Consider the following 16,887-nt stretch of genomic DNA (forward strand, 5'->3'; position numbering starts at 1 on the left):
TGCATAAAAGAGATAGATTGCAAGCAATATAGTACTTCATATAATATATAAAAAAGAACGTACATTACAATTTAGTAATATACGTTCTCATATAAAGCATTATAGTATTGAGCTGTAACACGTAAAACTATACATTTTTATAGACTATTATCTACTATAGGGCATATTCTACAAAACCTAATACATGATCTACAGGTACAGGTCCGATGAATCGACTATCACTCGAGTGATTTCGATTATCCCCCATTACAAAAACATGTCCTTCAGGTACTACAACAGGTGTAAAACGGCTATAGTTCATTGTTGGATCTTTTGTATAAGGTTCTTGTAACTCTTCTCCATTACGCCATACGTGACCATCTTTAAACTCCAATGTATCACCAGGTCTACCAATCACACGTTTTACCCACACATCATTTGTTTGAGCAGATTTATCGATAACACTAACATAGTTCATCAATGGTTCTTTCACATCATCCGTCCATGTACGTTCACGGTTCACACGGCTATCAATGATAACGATTTGACCATAATCAGGTACATCACGCATAATATGTTGCCACTTGGTAACGATTAAATATTGACCATTATGTAATGTATCCTCCATGGATTCACCGGATACCCGTGTTGGTTGTACGATAAAAATATGAATGACCATTGCAATAACTAGCGCCAATACAATGGCATATATCCAATCTAATGTTTCTTTTACAAATTTATTATTCATTAGAGCCCCCTTAATGTCCACTCTTAGTAAAACGTCCACCAAATACATCGTGTACATCTTGAATAGTTATAAATGCTGATGGATCCACTTCATATACAGCATCCTTCAAACGCGTAATCTCTAAACGAGTTACAACTGAATACAATGCATGTTTAGGTGTTTTCAAATAACCACCTTCACCATATAATATGGTAACGCCTCGATTTAGTTTTGCATTTAATGTATCCGCAATTTTCTCTGAATTGTCTGCATCAGTAATAATCATAACACCCTTTGATTCCTCAAGGCCTGTAATTGTAATATCGATCATTTTATAGGCGATAAAATAGGCTACTAAGGAATACATAGCACTATCCCAACTATATACAAATCCGGCAGCCCCTAAGATGACTAAATTCATGGCCATTACAATCTCGCCTACAGAAAATGTAGTTCGTTTATCAAAAATAATAGCTACGATTTCCGACCCGTCTAAGCAGCCTCCATTACGTATAATAAGGCCTACGCCAATACCAAGTATGATACCACCAAAAATGGCGCCTAAAAAAGGATTGGTTGTAATCGGAGTAAATTCATGGGCAAAGGATGAAAATATGGCCATCCAAACGATAGAAAATAATGTAGATATGGTGAATACCTTGCCATTAATGCGATAGCCAATATACAAGAATGGAATATTAATTAATACTACAAATATACTAAACGATATCCCCGTAAGTTCAGCTGTCATCAAAGATATACCAACAACGCCACCATCGATGATATTATTTGGCACTAAAAATAGATCTAGGCCCACCGTATAAATCAGGGCCCCTATAATCATCCAAATACATCGCAGTAGTATACTGGACCAATGTATCTTTTTTATCACATTACTCATGTGTATCTCCTTCATTATATAATTTTTTAATTGCCGCTAAACGTTTAGCTTCTAAATCATCTTCTGCTTTACAGTCTTGAAGTTTATTATAATCCTCTTCCTTCAATTGTTTAGTATATCGCTTACCAATGACATAGGCTGTTAAATCATCTACTGGTTCAGGTGGAAATTGCATGCCTTTTGGTACGAATCTACGCCAACCGGTAGGTGGATTATATTGCCAATACAATTTTCGAGCCTCTTCAGTACTATGTGATTCATCGATCAAACTCGTCGTAATTTTATGATTGCGCCCAATTTGTTGTATAGATGGATACAAATGCTTATGATTGGTACCATTACCACATACGATATGATGTATACCAAGATAAGTACTTAATATACTTTCAAAGGAACTATTAAATGTCTTAGTTTCTACAATGGTTCGATATATTAACTCACCTGCTTGTGAAAGAATAGCTACACCGGTCTTTTCATTCCCTGGATCAACAGCGGCTATATACGATATATTATTCATACTATTTTCCTCATTCCTCAATACAATAGTTATATTTTATCACAAAATAAAAGACCTATGTATTAAATCTTAATACATAGGCCATTTATATAGAAACTAATTTGATTTTATAAGTTTACCCGTATCTGTCATCTGTGTAATACGCAATTTAATGTGTACAGGGCCAGATGAATATGTATCACCATCGGCATACGCCTCTACATATACCTTGCCATGTAGCATGCTAATGCGACGTATCGCAGAAAATAGTTCATCTCCAGGTATTGTACCAATATCACCGGACAACGAATCTGGTATAACCCCTTTAGACTTAGCCTCTTCATTGACTTGTTTCAAGAAACGAAGCATATTGACTTGAGCATTACTACCACCATCGATAACAGACGTAGCAATCACGTCACCTGATTTATAAATAAATTGTTGTGGATACACGTGAATCGTCGCAACTGCTGGTTCACCAGCAATGATATTACCAGCTGCCACCACTTGGATAACCATAGGCGTTTTGGATTCTTCAATTTTCGAGATGGCAACCTCTATATTTTGACGGTCCACGTACACGACGGATTCACCATGGTCTTCAACGCCTAAGCGACGAAGTACGAGCTTATTTGTATCTTCCACAATACTATTAACTGCATCACGCGCTTCATTAGGAGATAAACCATTACGCACTACTGCCTGTGCTAATAATTGGTCAACTTGGAATAAAATCGTACCTTCTCTAAGATGGATAATCCCCGTTTTTAACTCTTCTTGTGTTTTCTGCAAGTCGGCAATATGTTTTTCCATACTAGCCCGTGTAGCTTCCAAGGCAGCTAATTTTTTAGAGGCCTCATCATAGGAGGCTTGTAATGCAGATAATTCTGCCTCTGTAGCAACCTTTGCAGCCTCTGCATCAGCTAATTCTTGACGGCTTTGTTCAACCTCTTTGCGAATTGTTTCAATCTCAGCCATACGGTCCGCTAATTCTTTTTTATTAGCTTCCAATAGGGCTTGACCTTGTTCTAATTCAGCATTTTTAGCAGCTACTTCTGCTGTTAGCTGATTCATATCTGCCCGCAATTGATCCATCCCAAAAAGCGCAGTACGTACGCTTTGCGATGTAATTGTAAGAACACCAACCGTTGCAGCTGCAACGAGTAGACCTGTTACAATCGTTACAATAATCGATGTATGCTTAGGACGCAATCCAAAGAGGGACATTCTACGCTTACCGACCTTTGTTCCTAGTTTATCACCCATATAGGCAATAAGCCCGCCCATGATAGCGATAATAACGAGAATCTTTAATCCTACAAGCATGGTGTCCCTCCTTTCAAAATAAATTGTAATCCAACATACTATCTATTAGCGTGAAACACGCCAATTTAAATATAATCCGGCAATGATACCTAATGTATCAGGAATCATTGCTGCCATCCATGTTGGTAATGCACCACCCTTACCAAGAGCTCCGGCAAAGGTCATGACACCATAGTAAATAAAGATGATTAAAATACTGATACCAAATCCGATAGACGAACTAGACCTTTGTTTTTGCAAGCCCAACGGTGCGCCTACTAAGGCAAATACAAAGCTTGCCAACGGAATGGTAAAACGTTGATACATTTCCATTTCTAACTTATTAGAATTTGTATATGCAGCTTTATATGCTTTAATTTGATGACGCAATTCTTTAATCGTCAATTCTTCTGGTTTACGTTGATCTTGTTGTACTTCATTTGGTGTAGATTTAATTGGCAATACTTGTTCTTTAAACTTCATTGTCCGCTCTACACCTTCACCGGCCGATACGTCATAGATTATACCGCTATGCATGACCCATACTTGGCCATTCCATTCAGCATTTTCCGCATTTTCTACCTGTTGTAGTTCACCTTTGTCATTGAATTGTTGCACCGTAATCATGCTTAGTTTTTTACTTTCACTATCATAGTGTTTAGCATACATCAATGTACTAAGATTGTCACCATTCATAGATTTTAGCACAATATGATTTTGCGTTTGTGGCGATGCATTCTTCATAATTTCTTCGCGCACAATGGTTTGATACATATTGTTTGTACGTGGTACGACAAATTCATTAAATGCTACAGCACCAATAGAAATAAGCAAGGCTAAAATATATACAGGCATTGCAAGTCGTAAAAAACTAAGGCCACCAGCCCTCATAACTACAATTTCACTAGTACTACTTAGTCTGCTGAAAGCCATCAGCGAACCAAGCAATACAGACATAGGGAATGTCAATAAAATAATGCTTGGCATAGCTAAAAAGAAGGCTTTCATAACGAGTAGTAGCGGAGCACCATATTCTGTTATATATTGAGCAATGCGGAATAATGTACCTGTACCAATGAAAATACTGGTAAAAGCAAATACCCCAAATAGGAATGGACCTACAAAGGCTTTTAAAATATATTTATCTAATAAGCGCATGGTCCCTCCTATAATTTAAAATTGTTACCTAAATAATGTTCACGAGCAATTGGGTTATTGGCAATTTCATCAGGTGTACCTTCCAATAAAATCTTACCTGTGCTTAGAATATATGCCTTATCAACAATGCCTAATGTTTCTCGCACATTATGGTCTGTAATAAGAATGCCGATTCCTCTATTTTTTACTTGTAAAATAATTTGTTGAATATCGGCAACTGCAATTGGGTCTACGCCGGCAAATGGTTCATCCAATAAGATAAAGTTCGGTTCTAAGGCCAAACAGCGAGCAATCTCTACACGCCGCCGTTCACCACCGGATAGTTGCATCCCCTTGCGATCTCGCACATGACCAATATTAAATTCATCAATAAGAGAGTTTACAATTTGATCGATTTCATCACGATTTTTATTTGTTGTTTCCAACATGGCACGAATATTTTCCTCAACAGTCATAGATCTAAAAATCGATGCCTCTTGGGGTAAATAACCAATGCCTTCCGCTGCCCGCTTATACATCGGTAACATCGTGATATCCTTACCATCAACTGTAATAATACCTGTCGTCGGTTTTTCAATGCCTACAATCATGTAGAACGATGTAGTCTTACCAGCCCCATTAGGCCCCAATAGCCCCACGACTTGTCCTTTTTCAACATGAAGACTTACACCATCTACTACATTCCGACCATTAAATGTTTTGACTAGGTTCTTAGTTTCTATATACATACATTAATCCTTACTAGTTCGGTGTGATAACTAATGTACTACGTCCGCCTAATGTTTCCGCAGAGTTATCCTTCAAGTACAATTTTAACTCAGGCGCATTCAACACATTGCCATTTTGTACTGCATGTGCTGAGCCAGTAAGCAATACAACCCCATCATTTTGATTAGGCGTTTGCGTATATGTAGCACGATCTGCCGAACCAGATACATTTTTATCTGGATTATTAAATGTTACACCACCTTGTGCAACGGCGCGAATTTCTTTCAACCAACCTTCTACTTGGTTACCTGTTAATGTAGTGCCTTCTGCAATTAATTTAGCATTCCCCACTACCTTACCATATTCAGTATCAGAGTTGTACTCAACAGAGTCACCAAAGATTTGGCGATCATCCCGTTGCAAATGAACATCCCCCTCTGCACTAAACTGGTTATCATTTACACTATGTACAGATTGTGCTGACATGGACATATTATCACCAATCATGGAAACGCCACCTTCTAGAGATGCTTCACGAGTTTTAGTATTGTACCATCCATTCGCACCAGTCATCGTTTTATCTTGTTGTGTAATCACTACATTACCAGATGCCTCTGCACGACCTGTATTACCATCATAGGATAATGTATCCGCACTAATGGTCAACGGACCTTCATTGGCAGCCCAAGCGGTAACAGATAGCATCATCATTGCTGAGATTACAGCTAATCCCATATATTTTTTCTTATTCATCGCAATTCCTCAACTTTACTTTTTCGTCAATTTAGCATGACCAATCGCTTTGATTTGTTTCAACGACATATTACCTTCTAACTTATCACCAGTTAAAGTAATATCTTTTGAATCATAAGTGAAAGCCGTTTTTGATGTAAGCATTTTAGTTTTGTTATCAAAATGTAATGCATCGGTCTTAAAATTAGCCCCTTCCGTATTGGTAGCTGTTACACCACCATCAATATCAAGGGAACTATGATCGCCAGACAATACAGCATGAGGTGCCGTAATCGTTGTTGTCACATCATCTTGATAGAAAAGACCCTTTAAATTAGTGAGTACAATCGATTTTGAACGAGGGTCATACTCGATTTTCTCTGCAGATAGGGCCCATACCAACTTACCGTCCTTCTCTTCTTGAAGCTCGGCACCTTGGAAATTCACCAGTTGCCCATTATTAGCTCCTTTAGAAGAAGAGTCTCCAGAGTCGTGCAAAATGAACGCGATTAGACCAACTAGAGCAATGACGATAGCCACGACAATAGCGATTAATTTTTTATTGTTTTTCATGTGCTCTCTCCCGAATCTCTAGTTTCTTATAATAATCAACGATTTCGCTCATCTTAGTCATCCATCGATGTTGAAACCAAATCCACTCATCAGGATGTTCACGAATAAAGTCTTCTGTTACGCGTACACACTCTTCTGTCAACGTATACATATCTACATCATCATCGCCACTATTATTGTAATGTAATGGTGGCAAGATATGAACAATATGTCCACCTTCAGGCTTTCTAGATGTAAAAATTGGTACTACAGGAGAACCGAATTTTTTAGCAAATGTAGCCGGTCCTACAACAGCGGAAGAAGGTTGCCCTAAAAATGGCACCGGTAACCCGTGAATATATCCATCTTGATCGGCCAAAAAGCCCAACAATTTCTTCTTTTTCAATGCTTTTGCAGCAGAAACTATTTCATTACCACCGCTGGCAAACACATCGAGGCCAACCATTTCACGATATTCATTCATAAAGCGTGTAAATTGTGCATTAGGTTGTTTTTTTACAATAGTTGTAGATGGATAACCATGTGCAGCTAACGCAGCCCCCATCCATTCCCAGTTGCCTACATGCCCAGTAAGAACAATGACGCCTTTATCTTCTTTAATAGCATTATCCAAATGCTCTACACCGCGCATTTCGATATGCTCATTAATAAATTTCTTAGTCAAATTCGGCATATACAGAATTTCCATAACGCTTCGACCTAGGTTTTTGAATAGCTTTTCAATTAAAGCCTCTGCCTGTTCGTCATTCATATTCATGCCAATTTTTATATTTTTAATGCCTCTTAGCTTTTGCTTTTTTGCAATAACTCCATACAGGGGTCCTAAGCTAGCACCTATGAGCAAAATGAGCTTATACGGCAGTCGACATACAAGCCAACTAATTCCCTTAACGACATGGTATTGCCATTCATTATTCATTCTGCTCACCTCCTTTATTGACCATGGTTATGAGCCTCCATAGCATAGTCTTTTACGACTGAATCCCACATGTTTTGAGCTTTTAAAATATATTCAACAGCATCTCGCACGGCACCAGAGCCACCATTGTGATTTGATACAAATTGAGCCAATTCCTTAACCTCAGCCGCCGCATCTTGAGGAGCCATCGGCAAGCCTACGAGAGATAAAGCCCCTAGGTCATTTAAATCATCACCCATATAAGCTATATGCGCCAACTCAATATGATGGCTTTCACATAGAGAACGTAGAGCCTCCGTTTTATTAGCATGCCCCATTAATAAAGCATCAAATTTTAATTCCTTAGCACGCCGTTCCACCATAGGCGATGTGCGAGCCGTTATAATGCCTAGGGAAATCCCTGCTTTATGAGCAGCGGCTAGACCTAATCCGTCTCTTGCAGAGAAGGCCTTTATTTCTTCACCACTCGATGTATAGATTAATTTTCCATCTGTTAATACACCATCAACATCGAGGATAATCCACTTAATATTCATTACACGATGCCTCGACGAAGTAAGTCTGTAATGTGAACAATCCCCATTGCATGGCCTTCTTCATCTACTACAGGTAGTACTGTAATAGGACGAGGTTGATTTTTTTCCATTACATGAAGTGCTTCAGCAGCCAATTTATCCTTTGTAATAGTACGTGGCATATTCGTCATCATATCTTCAACTGGCCACTCTAAGAAGTTGCTACCAGAATCAAGACCGCGACGCACATCACCATCAGTTACAAGGCCGATTAAGTGACCATCTTCATCGATAACGCTAGTGGCACCAAGTCCTTTTTCCGTCATTACAAACAGAGCATCACGAACGGTTGCCCCTTTGTGTACAACTGGATTATCTTCACCACCATGCATAATATTTTCAACAGTCAACAATAAACGTCTTCCAAGTGAGCCACCTGGATGGAAAACAGCGAAGTTTTCCGGCGTAAAATGATGACGCTCTAGTAAACATACCGCCAAAGCATCGCCCAAGGCCAATGCTACTGTTGTACTTGTAGTTGGTGCCAATCCTAACGGACATGCTTCGCGTTCAACTTGCGCCAATAATACAACATCGGAATTTTTAGCCAATGTAGATTCAGGTTTTCCTACAACGCAAATCAATTTAGCACCTATGCGGCGCAATGAAGGCAAAATACCAATGATTTCACCTGTTTCCCCACTATTAGAAAAGGCAAGTACTACATCATCTTCAGTAATCATACCTAGATCGCCATGAACACCTTCCCCTGGGTGCATAAATAATGCTGGTGTACCTGTACTCGCTAATGTAGCAGCAATCTTACGACCAATATGTCCAGATTTACCCATGCCAGTACATACAACACGACCTTTACATGCAAGAATCATGTTAACAGCATTTACAAAACTTTGATCTAATGTTGTTATTAACTGTTCTATCGCTTGTGCTTCCTCATGAAGCACTTGAGCGGCCTGTTCTAAAATATCCAATACTATCGCCCCTTATCGTTTAACGATTTTATCAATAGCTACTAAGTCTTTTAATAAGTCTTCGAATTGATTTAAATATACCATGTTTGGACCATCGGAAAGCGCTTCTTCAGGATTATCATGTACTTCAAAGAATAAACCATCTACACCACTAGCAACAGCGGCACGTGCCAAATTTGGCACAAATTCTCGATTGCCACTGGATTTTGTACCAGCCCCACCTGGTAATTGCACACTATGAGTAGCATCAAAAATCACTGGATAATCAAAGGAACGCATAATAGGGAATGATCTCATATCTACAACGAGATTATTATAGCCAAAGCTAAAACCACGTTCTGTAAGCATAAGATTTTCATTGCCCGATTCTTTCATTTTATTAAGAACATTCTCCATATCTTTTGGAGCCATGAATTGACCTTTTTTTACATTTACGCATTTGCCCGTTTTAGCAGCACCGTAAACTAGGTCAGTTTGACGACATAAGAATGCAGGAATTTGGAGAATATCCAACACTTCTGCTGCTGGTTCAATTTGTTCAATAGAATGGATGTCGCTAACAACTGGTACATTCAATTCTTTTTTGATGGATGCTAAAATTTTTAGACCTTCTTCTAGGCCTGGACCGCGGAAAGAATTGAAGCTAGAGCGATTAGCTTTATCAAAAGAAGCCTTAAATACATAAGGAATGCCTAGGCGTTCACAAATTGCTTTAGCCTCTTTGCCAATTGCCAATGTGCGGTCGTAATCTTCGATTACGCATGGGCCTGCTAATACAAACAGCCCTTTACCGCCACCAATTGTCATATTACCAACGTTTACTGTTTTCATTTATTTCTCCTCTTGCTCGAATATTTCATTTACACGAGCTAAGTCTTCTGGTGTATCAACACCAACAAATCGTTTATCTGTAGTAATGACGCGGATGGAAAATCCATTTTCCAACGCTCTCAACTGCTCTAACGACTCTGTTTGCTCTGCTGCAGTAGGCTCCATCTTTGCATAGTCTAATAAAAATTGACGACGATATGCATAAATGCCAATATGCTTTAAAGGAGCATTAACAAAATCATGACGTGGATAGGGAATTAAGGAGCGGGAAAAATACATCGCATCATTTCGTTTATTAAGTATAACCTTCACCGCAGAAGGTTCATCATACTCTTCTTTTAATAAAGGGGTTGCTACTGTAGCCATTTGTAGATGTGCATCATCTTCAAAAAGTTCTCCTAACTGATCGATTAAATGCGCATCAATCATAGGTTCATCACCTTGTACATTGATGATAACATCTAGGTCGGTATATTGTTGTGCTACTTCAGCTAATCGGTCAGTACCAGTCGGATGATTGGCATCAGTCATAACAACCGTACCACCAAAAGATTTAACCGCATCATATACGCGTTGATCATCAGTAGCCACAATAACTACTTGTGGTTTCTTCGCCTGTGTAACACGTTCATAAACGCGTTGAATCATAGGTTTACCCGCGATATCTGCCAAAGGTTTTCCTGGCAATCTCGTGGAACCAAATCGAGCTGGAATCACACAACCAATATTCACAATAAAACCCCATTTCTTTTATTTGCGTATCTTATTATTATACACTAAATCTCTAAATTTTCTATGAATTCTTGTTTTCCAGAGATGAACTCAATACCTATGGATAGCACTAGAATCGGTATTTTCAAGTCTTCAATTGTATGCAACTGACTTAATTTAACAGCATCTTTTTCAGTAATCATAATCGCCTTGGCTTGATGAGCAAAAGCTTGCTTCCAGATTTCTACTACATCATCATCCGAAAAATCATGATGATCACCAAACCCCATTGTATGTACTACATCGTAGCCACAGCCTTCCAGCGTCTTCGTAAAGGATTTAGGATTACCGATACCACTTACGGCCATAATAGGTAAATCGCTATCAGTACCAATAGGATGTCCTTCATCACCATTAGCCCATGCCTCAAGTGTATAGACTGCACGTGGTTTATGAATGGTCTCATAAACAGGCTTTTGTGGCGCCATCCGAGCTAATCGCTTTCTAAGTGCTGCAACCAATCCTGGATCAACTTGATCTACTTTTGTAAGCACAATAATATCAGCTCGTGCAAGTCCCTCCATAGGCTCACGTAATAATCCTCTTGGCAATACATGTTCATAGCCAAAAGGATTCGATGCATCAATTAATACAATATCCTTATCTCGATGCAACGCTCGATGTTGAAAACCATCATCCATTACAAGATAATCAGCACCTAACTCTTCAATTGCTATACGTGCCGATTCTATACGATTACGACCAATAATTACACTAGATTTTGGTAGCACTTTCGCTAATAGCCAAGCCTCATCTCCACTTTCCTCAGGCTCTACTAAAATAGATCCATGCTTGGAAATAATTGTATTTTGACTATTATCTTTAGCTCTATAACCACGGCTCAATACAGTTGGATGAAAGCCTTTCTGTCCTAAAATATCACAGATAAGTCTAACCATTGGAGTTTTACCAGTTCCACCAGCTGTTATATTACCAACACTAATTACAGGTACCGATACTTTTACAACACCTTTATTTGCATCAAACTTTGCGTTACGCATAGTAACAGCTTTTTTATACCCCTTACTAAGAAGTGATAACCCAGCCCTGGCTACATCGCCTAAGATAGATTGATCTTCGCCGCTTACAATGCTCTTAAAAATATCTTCACCATTCATAGTAGGCACCTCCTTCCGTATCGATTACACCAATATTTCTTAAGGAATAATATGATGTGATTCAAATAGTTGACGTAATTCTTGCGTATTGCGACGCGTTGCACCACGATTTTCACGGATAATATCTAAGCAATTCTGCCCCATTTCTTTCGCTAATTCAGGGTGTTTACAGAGATGTAAAATCATAGTAGTTAAATCTTTTTGATTTTTAACTTGCTCACATGCATGTCTAGAATGTAAGAGATTAAAAATTTCCTTAAAATTAAACATATGCGGGCCCACAATAATAGGTTTTCCATGAGCAGCTGGTTCTAGAATATTGTGCCCCCCTGTTTTAACAAGAGAACCACCTACGAAAATGATATCGCCTAAGCTGTACAAACGACCAAGTTCCCCTATCGTATCAAGTACTACTACAGGAATTTCCTTATGCACCGGTTCGGTCATATCACTACGACAAATGGCTTCCAAACCATAACGTTTTGCTAAGGTCTGTACATCATGGCCTCTATAAATCTCACGAGGCGCAATAAGTAATCTTGCATTAGGATACTCTACTAAAACCTGTTTAAAAGATTCAAATACGGCTTCATCTTCACCCTTGTGTGTACTGCCTGCCACGATAATAGGATGATTATGACCAAATCCAAATTCGTCTAACAAGGCTTGCTTTTCTTCTTCGGATACTGTTGCATAGGTTTGATCATACTTCATATTGCCAGTAACAGTGATTTCATCAGGGTTCGCACCAAGCTGTGCAATATATTCTGCATCAAAATTTGATTGCATACAGAATCGTTCGATAGAGCTCAACATTTCCCGCGTGAAAGCACTAATATAGCGATAGCGTTTCATACTGCGATCGGAAATACGACCATTCACCATCATAACTGGAATCTTTTCAGACTCTGCGATACGCAAGAAATTTGGCCAAATTTCTGTTTCTACTAATAAAATAGCAATCGGTTTAATGATATGCAAAATTTTACGTGTTAAGTACGGTAAATCTAAGGGGAAGAAAATTATGCCTTCAGCTTCCGGTATAATTCGATGTGCCATCGCATGACCTGTGGCCGTAACGACAGATACAACGACTACCGCTTCTGGAAACTCTCGTTTAATTTCTTTTACAAGAGGACTCGTTGCAACAATCTCCCCAACTGATGCAGCATGAATCCATATCGCACGACGTCCTTCTATTTTTTTTAATAGTGTAGCAGGCATATATCCTGCACTTTGTTTTATACGCTCATAAAAACCATCTTCAAAAGCAAGACGATATAGGATAACCGGAATTAGGCCAATCCAGTAAAATATGAGCAATACATTATATATCCAGTACATGTTTATCCTTTATTAGAGAACTGAACGGAATAAAGATGGTTATATAAACCATTTTCCAAGGCTAATAGTTCTTGGTGAGTTCCCTTCTCTACCAACTTACCTTGATTTAATACAACAATTTGATGTGCATTTTGTACAGTGCTCAAACGATGGGCAATAACAAAGGCTGTACGACCTTCCATCAAGCGGTCTAACGCTTCTTGTACAAGTTTTTCACTTTCTGTATCAAGAGCAGACGTAGCTTCATCGAGAATTAAAATCTTAGGATTCTTCAAGATAGCACGTGCAATTGCAACACGTTGACGTTGACCACCTGATAATGAACTACCTCGTTCACCTACGATAGTATCGAGACCATCAGGCATCTTATCTACAAACTCTAATACATTCGCCGCCTTAGCTGCTTCGTAAATTTCTTCATCACTCGCATCTAAGCGACCATATAAAATATTCTCTTTAATGGATGCATTAAATAAAACTGTTTCTTGTGGTACTAACCCAATTTGATTACGTAACGATTTAAAGGTTACGTCTTTAATATCTGTACCATCAATTGTTATAGATCCACTCGTAACATCATAAAAACGAGGTAATAGATTGGCTAATGTTGTCTTGCCTGCTCCAGACGGTCCTACTAAGGCTACGCTTTCACCAGCCTTAACAGACAAGTTAAAATCACATAATGCCATTTTTTCACCATCGTAGGAGAAACTAACGTGATTAAAATCTACATCGCCTTTAATATCAGGCAATTCTATAGCGTTTTCTTTTTCCACTACATCGGCTTTTGTATCTAAAATATCAAACACACGGTCAGCTGCAGCCAACGCTTTTTGGATATTACCATAGACTTGGCTCAAACGCTTAACAGGATTTGATAGGTTAATAGCATAAATCAAGAACGCAATTAAAGAACCAGCTGTAATTGTTCCTGTAACTACGGAATAACCACCATACCACAGGATAACAGCCACTGCAATCGCTGCAGAGAACTCAACCATAGGACTTAATAAGCTAGTCAATTTAGTGGCTTTAATAACGGCATTAAAGTTATTTTGATTTTCTACTTCAAAGCGTTTAACTTCAAAACCTTCGCGAGCAAAAGATTTTACGACGCGAATAGCGGAAATTACCTCTTGTAAAAGAGCTGTAATATCAGCGATACGGCCTTGTACATCATGGCCAGCTAAACGCAACTTTTTACCAAACACATTTATGATAATCAGCACCATTGGCACCGTTATAAATGTAACAAGCGTTAATTTCCAATCGATGAGCAACATGGAAACTAAGGAACCAATTAAGGTAACGGACTCCGTAATAAGAGATATAAGATTATCCACTACTGCTGATTGAAGAGCAGATACGTCATTTGTGAGATTACTCATGATGACGCCAGTTTTACGTCGATCAAAATAGGATAAGGACAAGCGTTGTAAATGCTTAAAAATTGCTTCCCGTACATCGATGATAACCCGTTGACCGATATAGGACATATTGTAAGTCTGTCCATATGTGGCAAAGCCACGAATTAAAAATATCAAAATGATGGCCCCAACGATGAGATTGAGCATAAACATATTTTTATCTTGTAATACTTGGTCTACGACGTTTTTGATTAGCCATGGTACTACGAGATATGCTGCAGCTGCTACAATCATGCAAAATACAGCAAATATCATTCGTTTATAATAGGGTCTCACAAAATACAATAAACGTGAGTAACTATTCATTAGTTTTCTCCTTACCTAGGTCATAAATCAATTGAGCCACGCGATTAACAGCACCTGACTCACCTAGTTTTTCTTTGACGCTGCGCAATTCGGAGCGCATATGTTGATTAACTTGCAAATCATCTAATAGAGGCAAGACGGCATTCACTATAGCATCTACGGAGACATCATCTTGCAATAATTCAGGAATGACTTCCTTGCCGGCTACAATATTAGGCAACCCTACATGCGTAAGATTTACGACCATCTTACCGATGCCATATGTAATAGGCGATACCTTATATAATAATACAGTTGGCAACTCCATCATCGCTGTTTCTAGTGTAGCAGTGCCCGATGCAGCTAAACATACATCACAGATTTGCATCAAATCATAGGTGTGGTCTTCCGTAATCATTACAGGGACATTTCGTTCACTGATGAAAGCTTCTAATTCACTGCGCTCAATCGTATGAGCACGCGGTAAAAAGAACTGCACATCTTCGTGAGACTGTAACAAACGTTCCCCACTTTCAAGCATTACATCCAAGAGGGATAACACCTCTTGTTTTCGACTGCCCGGCATCAATAGAATGCGTTTTGCTTCTGGCCTAGCCCCAAAGTAGTCCATCGCCTCCTCCTTAGTCATGGATGGATGCACGATATCTACTAATGGGTGCCCCACAAATTCTACGTCACAATTGAACTTGCGATATGCTTCTGCTTCAAACGGAAAAATAGAGGCCACCTTTGTAACAAATTTCTTAATCGTCTTGCCACGGCTGCTATGCCAAGCCCAAATAGTAGGCGCTATATAGTACAATACAGGGATTCCTAACTGGTGAGCTACTTCAGCCAATTTCATGTTGAATCCCGGATAATCGATACATACGAGTACGTCCGGTTTTTCTTTCATCATGACCCGTTTTAAATAGGTGCGTAATTTAAAGAACTTTGGCAATGATTTTATGATTTCTACGATGCCAATAACGCCGAGATTTTTGATATCATATACGATACGAACGCCAGCTTGTTCCATCAAGGTGCCACCCATACCGAACATTTCTATATTGGAATCTATTTGTGAAAGCGCTTTGGCCACGCTAGCGCCATGTGTATCTCCAGACGCTTCGCCAGCAGAAAACATAATTTTCATCATAGTTCCTTTCTAGCATCTACAAATGCTTGATCTACAGCACAAATAATAATATTATGGCGATTAGCCATTTCTAGTACATCTTCTTGTTGTACAAATATCGTTTTTTCAGCCTCTACAGCCAAAACATTACAACCACTATCAATCATGGACATTAATGTCTTAATACCTACAGCAGGCACATCAAAGCGAACATCTTGATTTGGTTTTTCAGTCTTAACGACTACGGCCTCACCTCTACCGAGTTCACCGCCGCGCAATATGCATTTATCAGTTCCTTCAATAGCCTCAATAGCCATTGCTGCTTTATGCTTTACTACTACAGTTTGACCAATATCAAGCTTGCCCATCTGTTTAGCCAATTCAAAGCCGAAACAAATATCCTGCCATTGTTCTTCTGTCGGTTGTCGTTTGGTCAATACCCCAACCTTAGGCATGAATGGTTTCAAATACACAGTTTGATCTAGGACAGAAAAACCTTCTCGTTCAATTTCATCAACAATAGCGAGCATAATAGTATCATCTTTACGATTTTTCAATCGTTTAAGGACACCCAAAGTTTTTAAATCAGGGAAGGATAAGCCTTTATATAAAATTTCCTTTGTTACCTTCCCGAGCATAGTAAGCTCAGTAACGCCCTCTTTTTTCAAGGTTTTAAATATTTTACCTAACTTAGCCACACTAATGTTGTAAAAAGCATCCGCTTCTTTCTCTAATATAGGATCTGTATCAGGCACAACACTGATAACTACAACTTGATGCCCCAACATATGAGCAGCCCGCATGAACTCAACAGGTAAAACGCCAATACCTGCAATTAAACCTACCTTGGCCACGACTATACCTCCTATGTGAAGCCTTATATGGTCCACAATTTTTCGTCAAATCATTTGTTTTGAGTATAATTTTAAGACATACTCATATACACTATATTGTACTATAAATCACGC

Annotated in this window: 18 protein-coding genes; all 18 read right to left on the reverse strand. The window is 38.8% G+C overall.

Annotated features, from left to right (window positions below; genetic code table 11):
• Positions 1-154 precede the first annotated feature (154 nt).
• A complete protein-coding gene (lepB, locus tag HMPREF1151_RS06125) occupies positions 155-727 on the reverse strand; it encodes a signal peptidase I (protein WP_009661483.1) in 573 nt (190 codons plus the stop codon).
• A 10-nt stretch (positions 728-737) separates the two neighbouring features.
• Complete coding sequence (locus HMPREF1151_RS06130; protein WP_009661475.1) at positions 738-1,607, reverse strand: YitT family protein; 870 nt, start codon at positions 1,605-1,607, stop codon at positions 738-740.
• Positions 1,600-2,124 carry a hypothetical protein gene (locus HMPREF1151_RS06135; RefSeq protein ID WP_005381780.1) on the reverse strand — a complete coding sequence of 175 codons (525 nt, stop codon included), beginning with the start codon at positions 2,122-2,124 and terminating at the stop codon, positions 1,600-1,602. Before HMPREF1151_RS06135 ends, HMPREF1151_RS06130 begins: the two co-directional genes overlap by 8 nt.
• Positions 2,125-2,220: 96 nt before the next feature.
• Positions 2,221-3,429, reverse strand: coding sequence for a DUF3084 domain-containing protein (locus HMPREF1151_RS06140; protein ID WP_005376558.1), 1,209 nt, complete (start codon positions 3,427-3,429; stop codon positions 2,221-2,223).
• Between the two features lie 45 nt (positions 3,430-3,474).
• Positions 3,475-4,566: an LptF/LptG family permease gene (locus HMPREF1151_RS06145; protein ID WP_009661424.1), complete on the reverse strand. Its 1,092-nt coding sequence runs from the start codon at positions 4,564-4,566 to the stop codon at positions 3,475-3,477.
• Positions 4,567-4,574: 8 nt separating this feature from the next.
• Complete coding sequence (gene lptB / locus HMPREF1151_RS06150; protein ID WP_005376602.1) at positions 4,575-5,294, reverse strand: LPS export ABC transporter ATP-binding protein; 720 nt, start codon at positions 5,292-5,294, stop codon at positions 4,575-4,577.
• Between the two features lie 13 nt (positions 5,295-5,307).
• The gene (locus tag HMPREF1151_RS06155) at positions 5,308-6,027 is read right to left on the reverse strand and encodes an LptA/OstA family protein (protein WP_005376608.1); all 720 of its coding nucleotides are present in this window, start codon (positions 6,025-6,027) and stop codon (positions 5,308-5,310) included.
• 15 nt (positions 6,028-6,042) lie between these two features.
• Positions 6,043-6,579 carry an LPS export ABC transporter periplasmic protein LptC gene (gene lptC / locus HMPREF1151_RS06160; protein WP_005376610.1) on the reverse strand — a complete coding sequence of 179 codons (537 nt, stop codon included), beginning with the start codon at positions 6,577-6,579 and terminating at the stop codon, positions 6,043-6,045.
• The gene (locus tag HMPREF1151_RS06165; protein ID WP_005376592.1) at positions 6,566-7,498 is read right to left on the reverse strand and encodes a lysophospholipid acyltransferase family protein; all 933 of its coding nucleotides are present in this window, start codon (positions 7,496-7,498) and stop codon (positions 6,566-6,568) included. The genes lptC and HMPREF1151_RS06165 overlap by 14 nt, the downstream gene beginning before the upstream one ends.
• A gap of 14 nt (positions 7,499-7,512) precedes the next feature.
• Positions 7,513-8,034 carry an HAD family hydrolase gene (locus HMPREF1151_RS06170; RefSeq protein WP_005376638.1) on the reverse strand — a complete coding sequence of 174 codons (522 nt, stop codon included), beginning with the start codon at positions 8,032-8,034 and terminating at the stop codon, positions 7,513-7,515.
• Entirely contained in the window at positions 8,034-9,005 is a 972-nt protein-coding gene (locus HMPREF1151_RS06175; protein ID WP_005376628.1) for an SIS domain-containing protein, read from the reverse strand. The genes HMPREF1151_RS06170 and HMPREF1151_RS06175 overlap by 1 nt, the downstream gene beginning before the upstream one ends.
• A gap of 12 nt (positions 9,006-9,017) precedes the next feature.
• A complete protein-coding gene (gene kdsA / locus HMPREF1151_RS06180; RefSeq protein ID WP_005376564.1) occupies positions 9,018-9,836 on the reverse strand; it encodes a 3-deoxy-8-phosphooctulonate synthase in 819 nt (272 codons plus the stop codon).
• Positions 9,837-10,568, reverse strand: coding sequence for a 3-deoxy-manno-octulosonate cytidylyltransferase (gene kdsB / locus HMPREF1151_RS06185; protein ID WP_009661485.1), 732 nt, complete (start codon positions 10,566-10,568; stop codon positions 9,837-9,839). It lies immediately after the preceding gene.
• 44 nt (positions 10,569-10,612) lie between these two features.
• On the reverse strand, positions 10,613-11,725 hold the full coding sequence (gene lpxK / locus HMPREF1151_RS06190; protein ID WP_009661443.1) for a tetraacyldisaccharide 4'-kinase: 1,113 nt from the start codon (positions 11,723-11,725) through the stop codon (positions 10,613-10,615).
• Between the two features lie 39 nt (positions 11,726-11,764).
• Entirely contained in the window at positions 11,765-13,069 is a 1,305-nt protein-coding gene (locus HMPREF1151_RS06195) for a 3-deoxy-D-manno-octulosonic acid transferase (protein ID WP_005376599.1), read from the reverse strand.
• A 2-nt stretch (positions 13,070-13,071) separates the two neighbouring features.
• Positions 13,072-14,802 carry a lipid A export permease/ATP-binding protein MsbA gene (msbA, locus tag HMPREF1151_RS06200; RefSeq protein ID WP_005376614.1) on the reverse strand — a complete coding sequence of 577 codons (1,731 nt, stop codon included), beginning with the start codon at positions 14,800-14,802 and terminating at the stop codon, positions 13,072-13,074.
• Positions 14,795-15,937, reverse strand: coding sequence for a lipid-A-disaccharide synthase (lpxB, locus tag HMPREF1151_RS06205; RefSeq protein WP_009661454.1), 1,143 nt, complete (start codon positions 15,935-15,937; stop codon positions 14,795-14,797). The genes msbA and lpxB overlap by 8 nt, the downstream gene beginning before the upstream one ends.
• Positions 15,937-16,773, reverse strand: a complete 837-nt coding sequence (locus HMPREF1151_RS06210; protein WP_005376584.1) for an LpxI family protein — start codon at positions 16,771-16,773, stop codon at positions 15,937-15,939. The genes lpxB and HMPREF1151_RS06210 overlap by 1 nt, the downstream gene beginning before the upstream one ends.
• Between the last annotated feature and the right edge of the window lie 114 nt (positions 16,774-16,887).

It is taken from the genome of Veillonella sp. ACP1 (genome assembly GCF_000286635.1).
In the GTDB taxonomy this organism is placed as follows: Bacteria; Bacillota; Negativicutes; order Veillonellales; family Veillonellaceae; genus Veillonella; species Veillonella atypica.

Excerpts from the sequence above, each read along its gene's own strand:
- lepB (WP_009661483.1), bottom strand. The coding sequence starts at position 727 with ATGAATAATAAATTTGTAAAAGAAACATTAGATTGGATATATGCCATT.
- HMPREF1151_RS06130 (WP_009661475.1), bottom strand. The coding sequence starts at position 1,607 with ATGAGTAATGTGATAAAAAAGATACATTGGTCCAGTATACTACTGCGA.
- HMPREF1151_RS06135 (WP_005381780.1), bottom strand. The coding sequence starts at position 2,124 with ATGAATAATATATCGTATATAGCCGCTGTTGATCCAGGGAATGAAAAG.
- HMPREF1151_RS06140 (WP_005376558.1), bottom strand. The coding sequence starts at position 3,429 with ATGCTTGTAGGATTAAAGATTCTCGTTATTATCGCTATCATGGGCGGG.
- HMPREF1151_RS06145 (WP_009661424.1), bottom strand. The coding sequence starts at position 4,566 with ATGCGCTTATTAGATAAATATATTTTAAAAGCCTTTGTAGGTCCATTC.
- lptB (WP_005376602.1), bottom strand. The coding sequence starts at position 5,294 with ATGTATATAGAAACTAAGAACCTAGTCAAAACATTTAATGGTCGGAAT.
- HMPREF1151_RS06155 (WP_005376608.1), bottom strand. The coding sequence starts at position 6,027 with ATGAATAAGAAAAAATATATGGGATTAGCTGTAATCTCAGCAATGATG.
- lptC (WP_005376610.1), bottom strand. The coding sequence starts at position 6,579 with ATGAAAAACAATAAAAAATTAATCGCTATTGTCGTGGCTATCGTCATT.
- HMPREF1151_RS06165 (WP_005376592.1), bottom strand. The coding sequence starts at position 7,498 with ATGAATAATGAATGGCAATACCATGTCGTTAAGGGAATTAGTTGGCTT.
- HMPREF1151_RS06170 (WP_005376638.1), bottom strand. The coding sequence starts at position 8,034 with ATGAATATTAAGTGGATTATCCTCGATGTTGATGGTGTATTAACAGAT.
- kdsA (WP_005376564.1), bottom strand. The coding sequence starts at position 9,836 with ATGAAAACAGTAAACGTTGGTAATATGACAATTGGTGGCGGTAAAGGG.
- lpxK (WP_009661443.1), bottom strand. The coding sequence starts at position 11,725 with ATGAATGGTGAAGATATTTTTAAGAGCATTGTAAGCGGCGAAGATCAA.
- HMPREF1151_RS06195 (WP_005376599.1), bottom strand. The coding sequence starts at position 13,069 with ATGTACTGGATATATAATGTATTGCTCATATTTTACTGGATTGGCCTA.
- msbA (WP_005376614.1), bottom strand. The coding sequence starts at position 14,802 with ATGAATAGTTACTCACGTTTATTGTATTTTGTGAGACCCTATTATAAA.
- lpxB (WP_009661454.1), bottom strand. The coding sequence starts at position 15,937 with ATGAAAATTATGTTTTCTGCTGGCGAAGCGTCTGGAGATACACATGGC.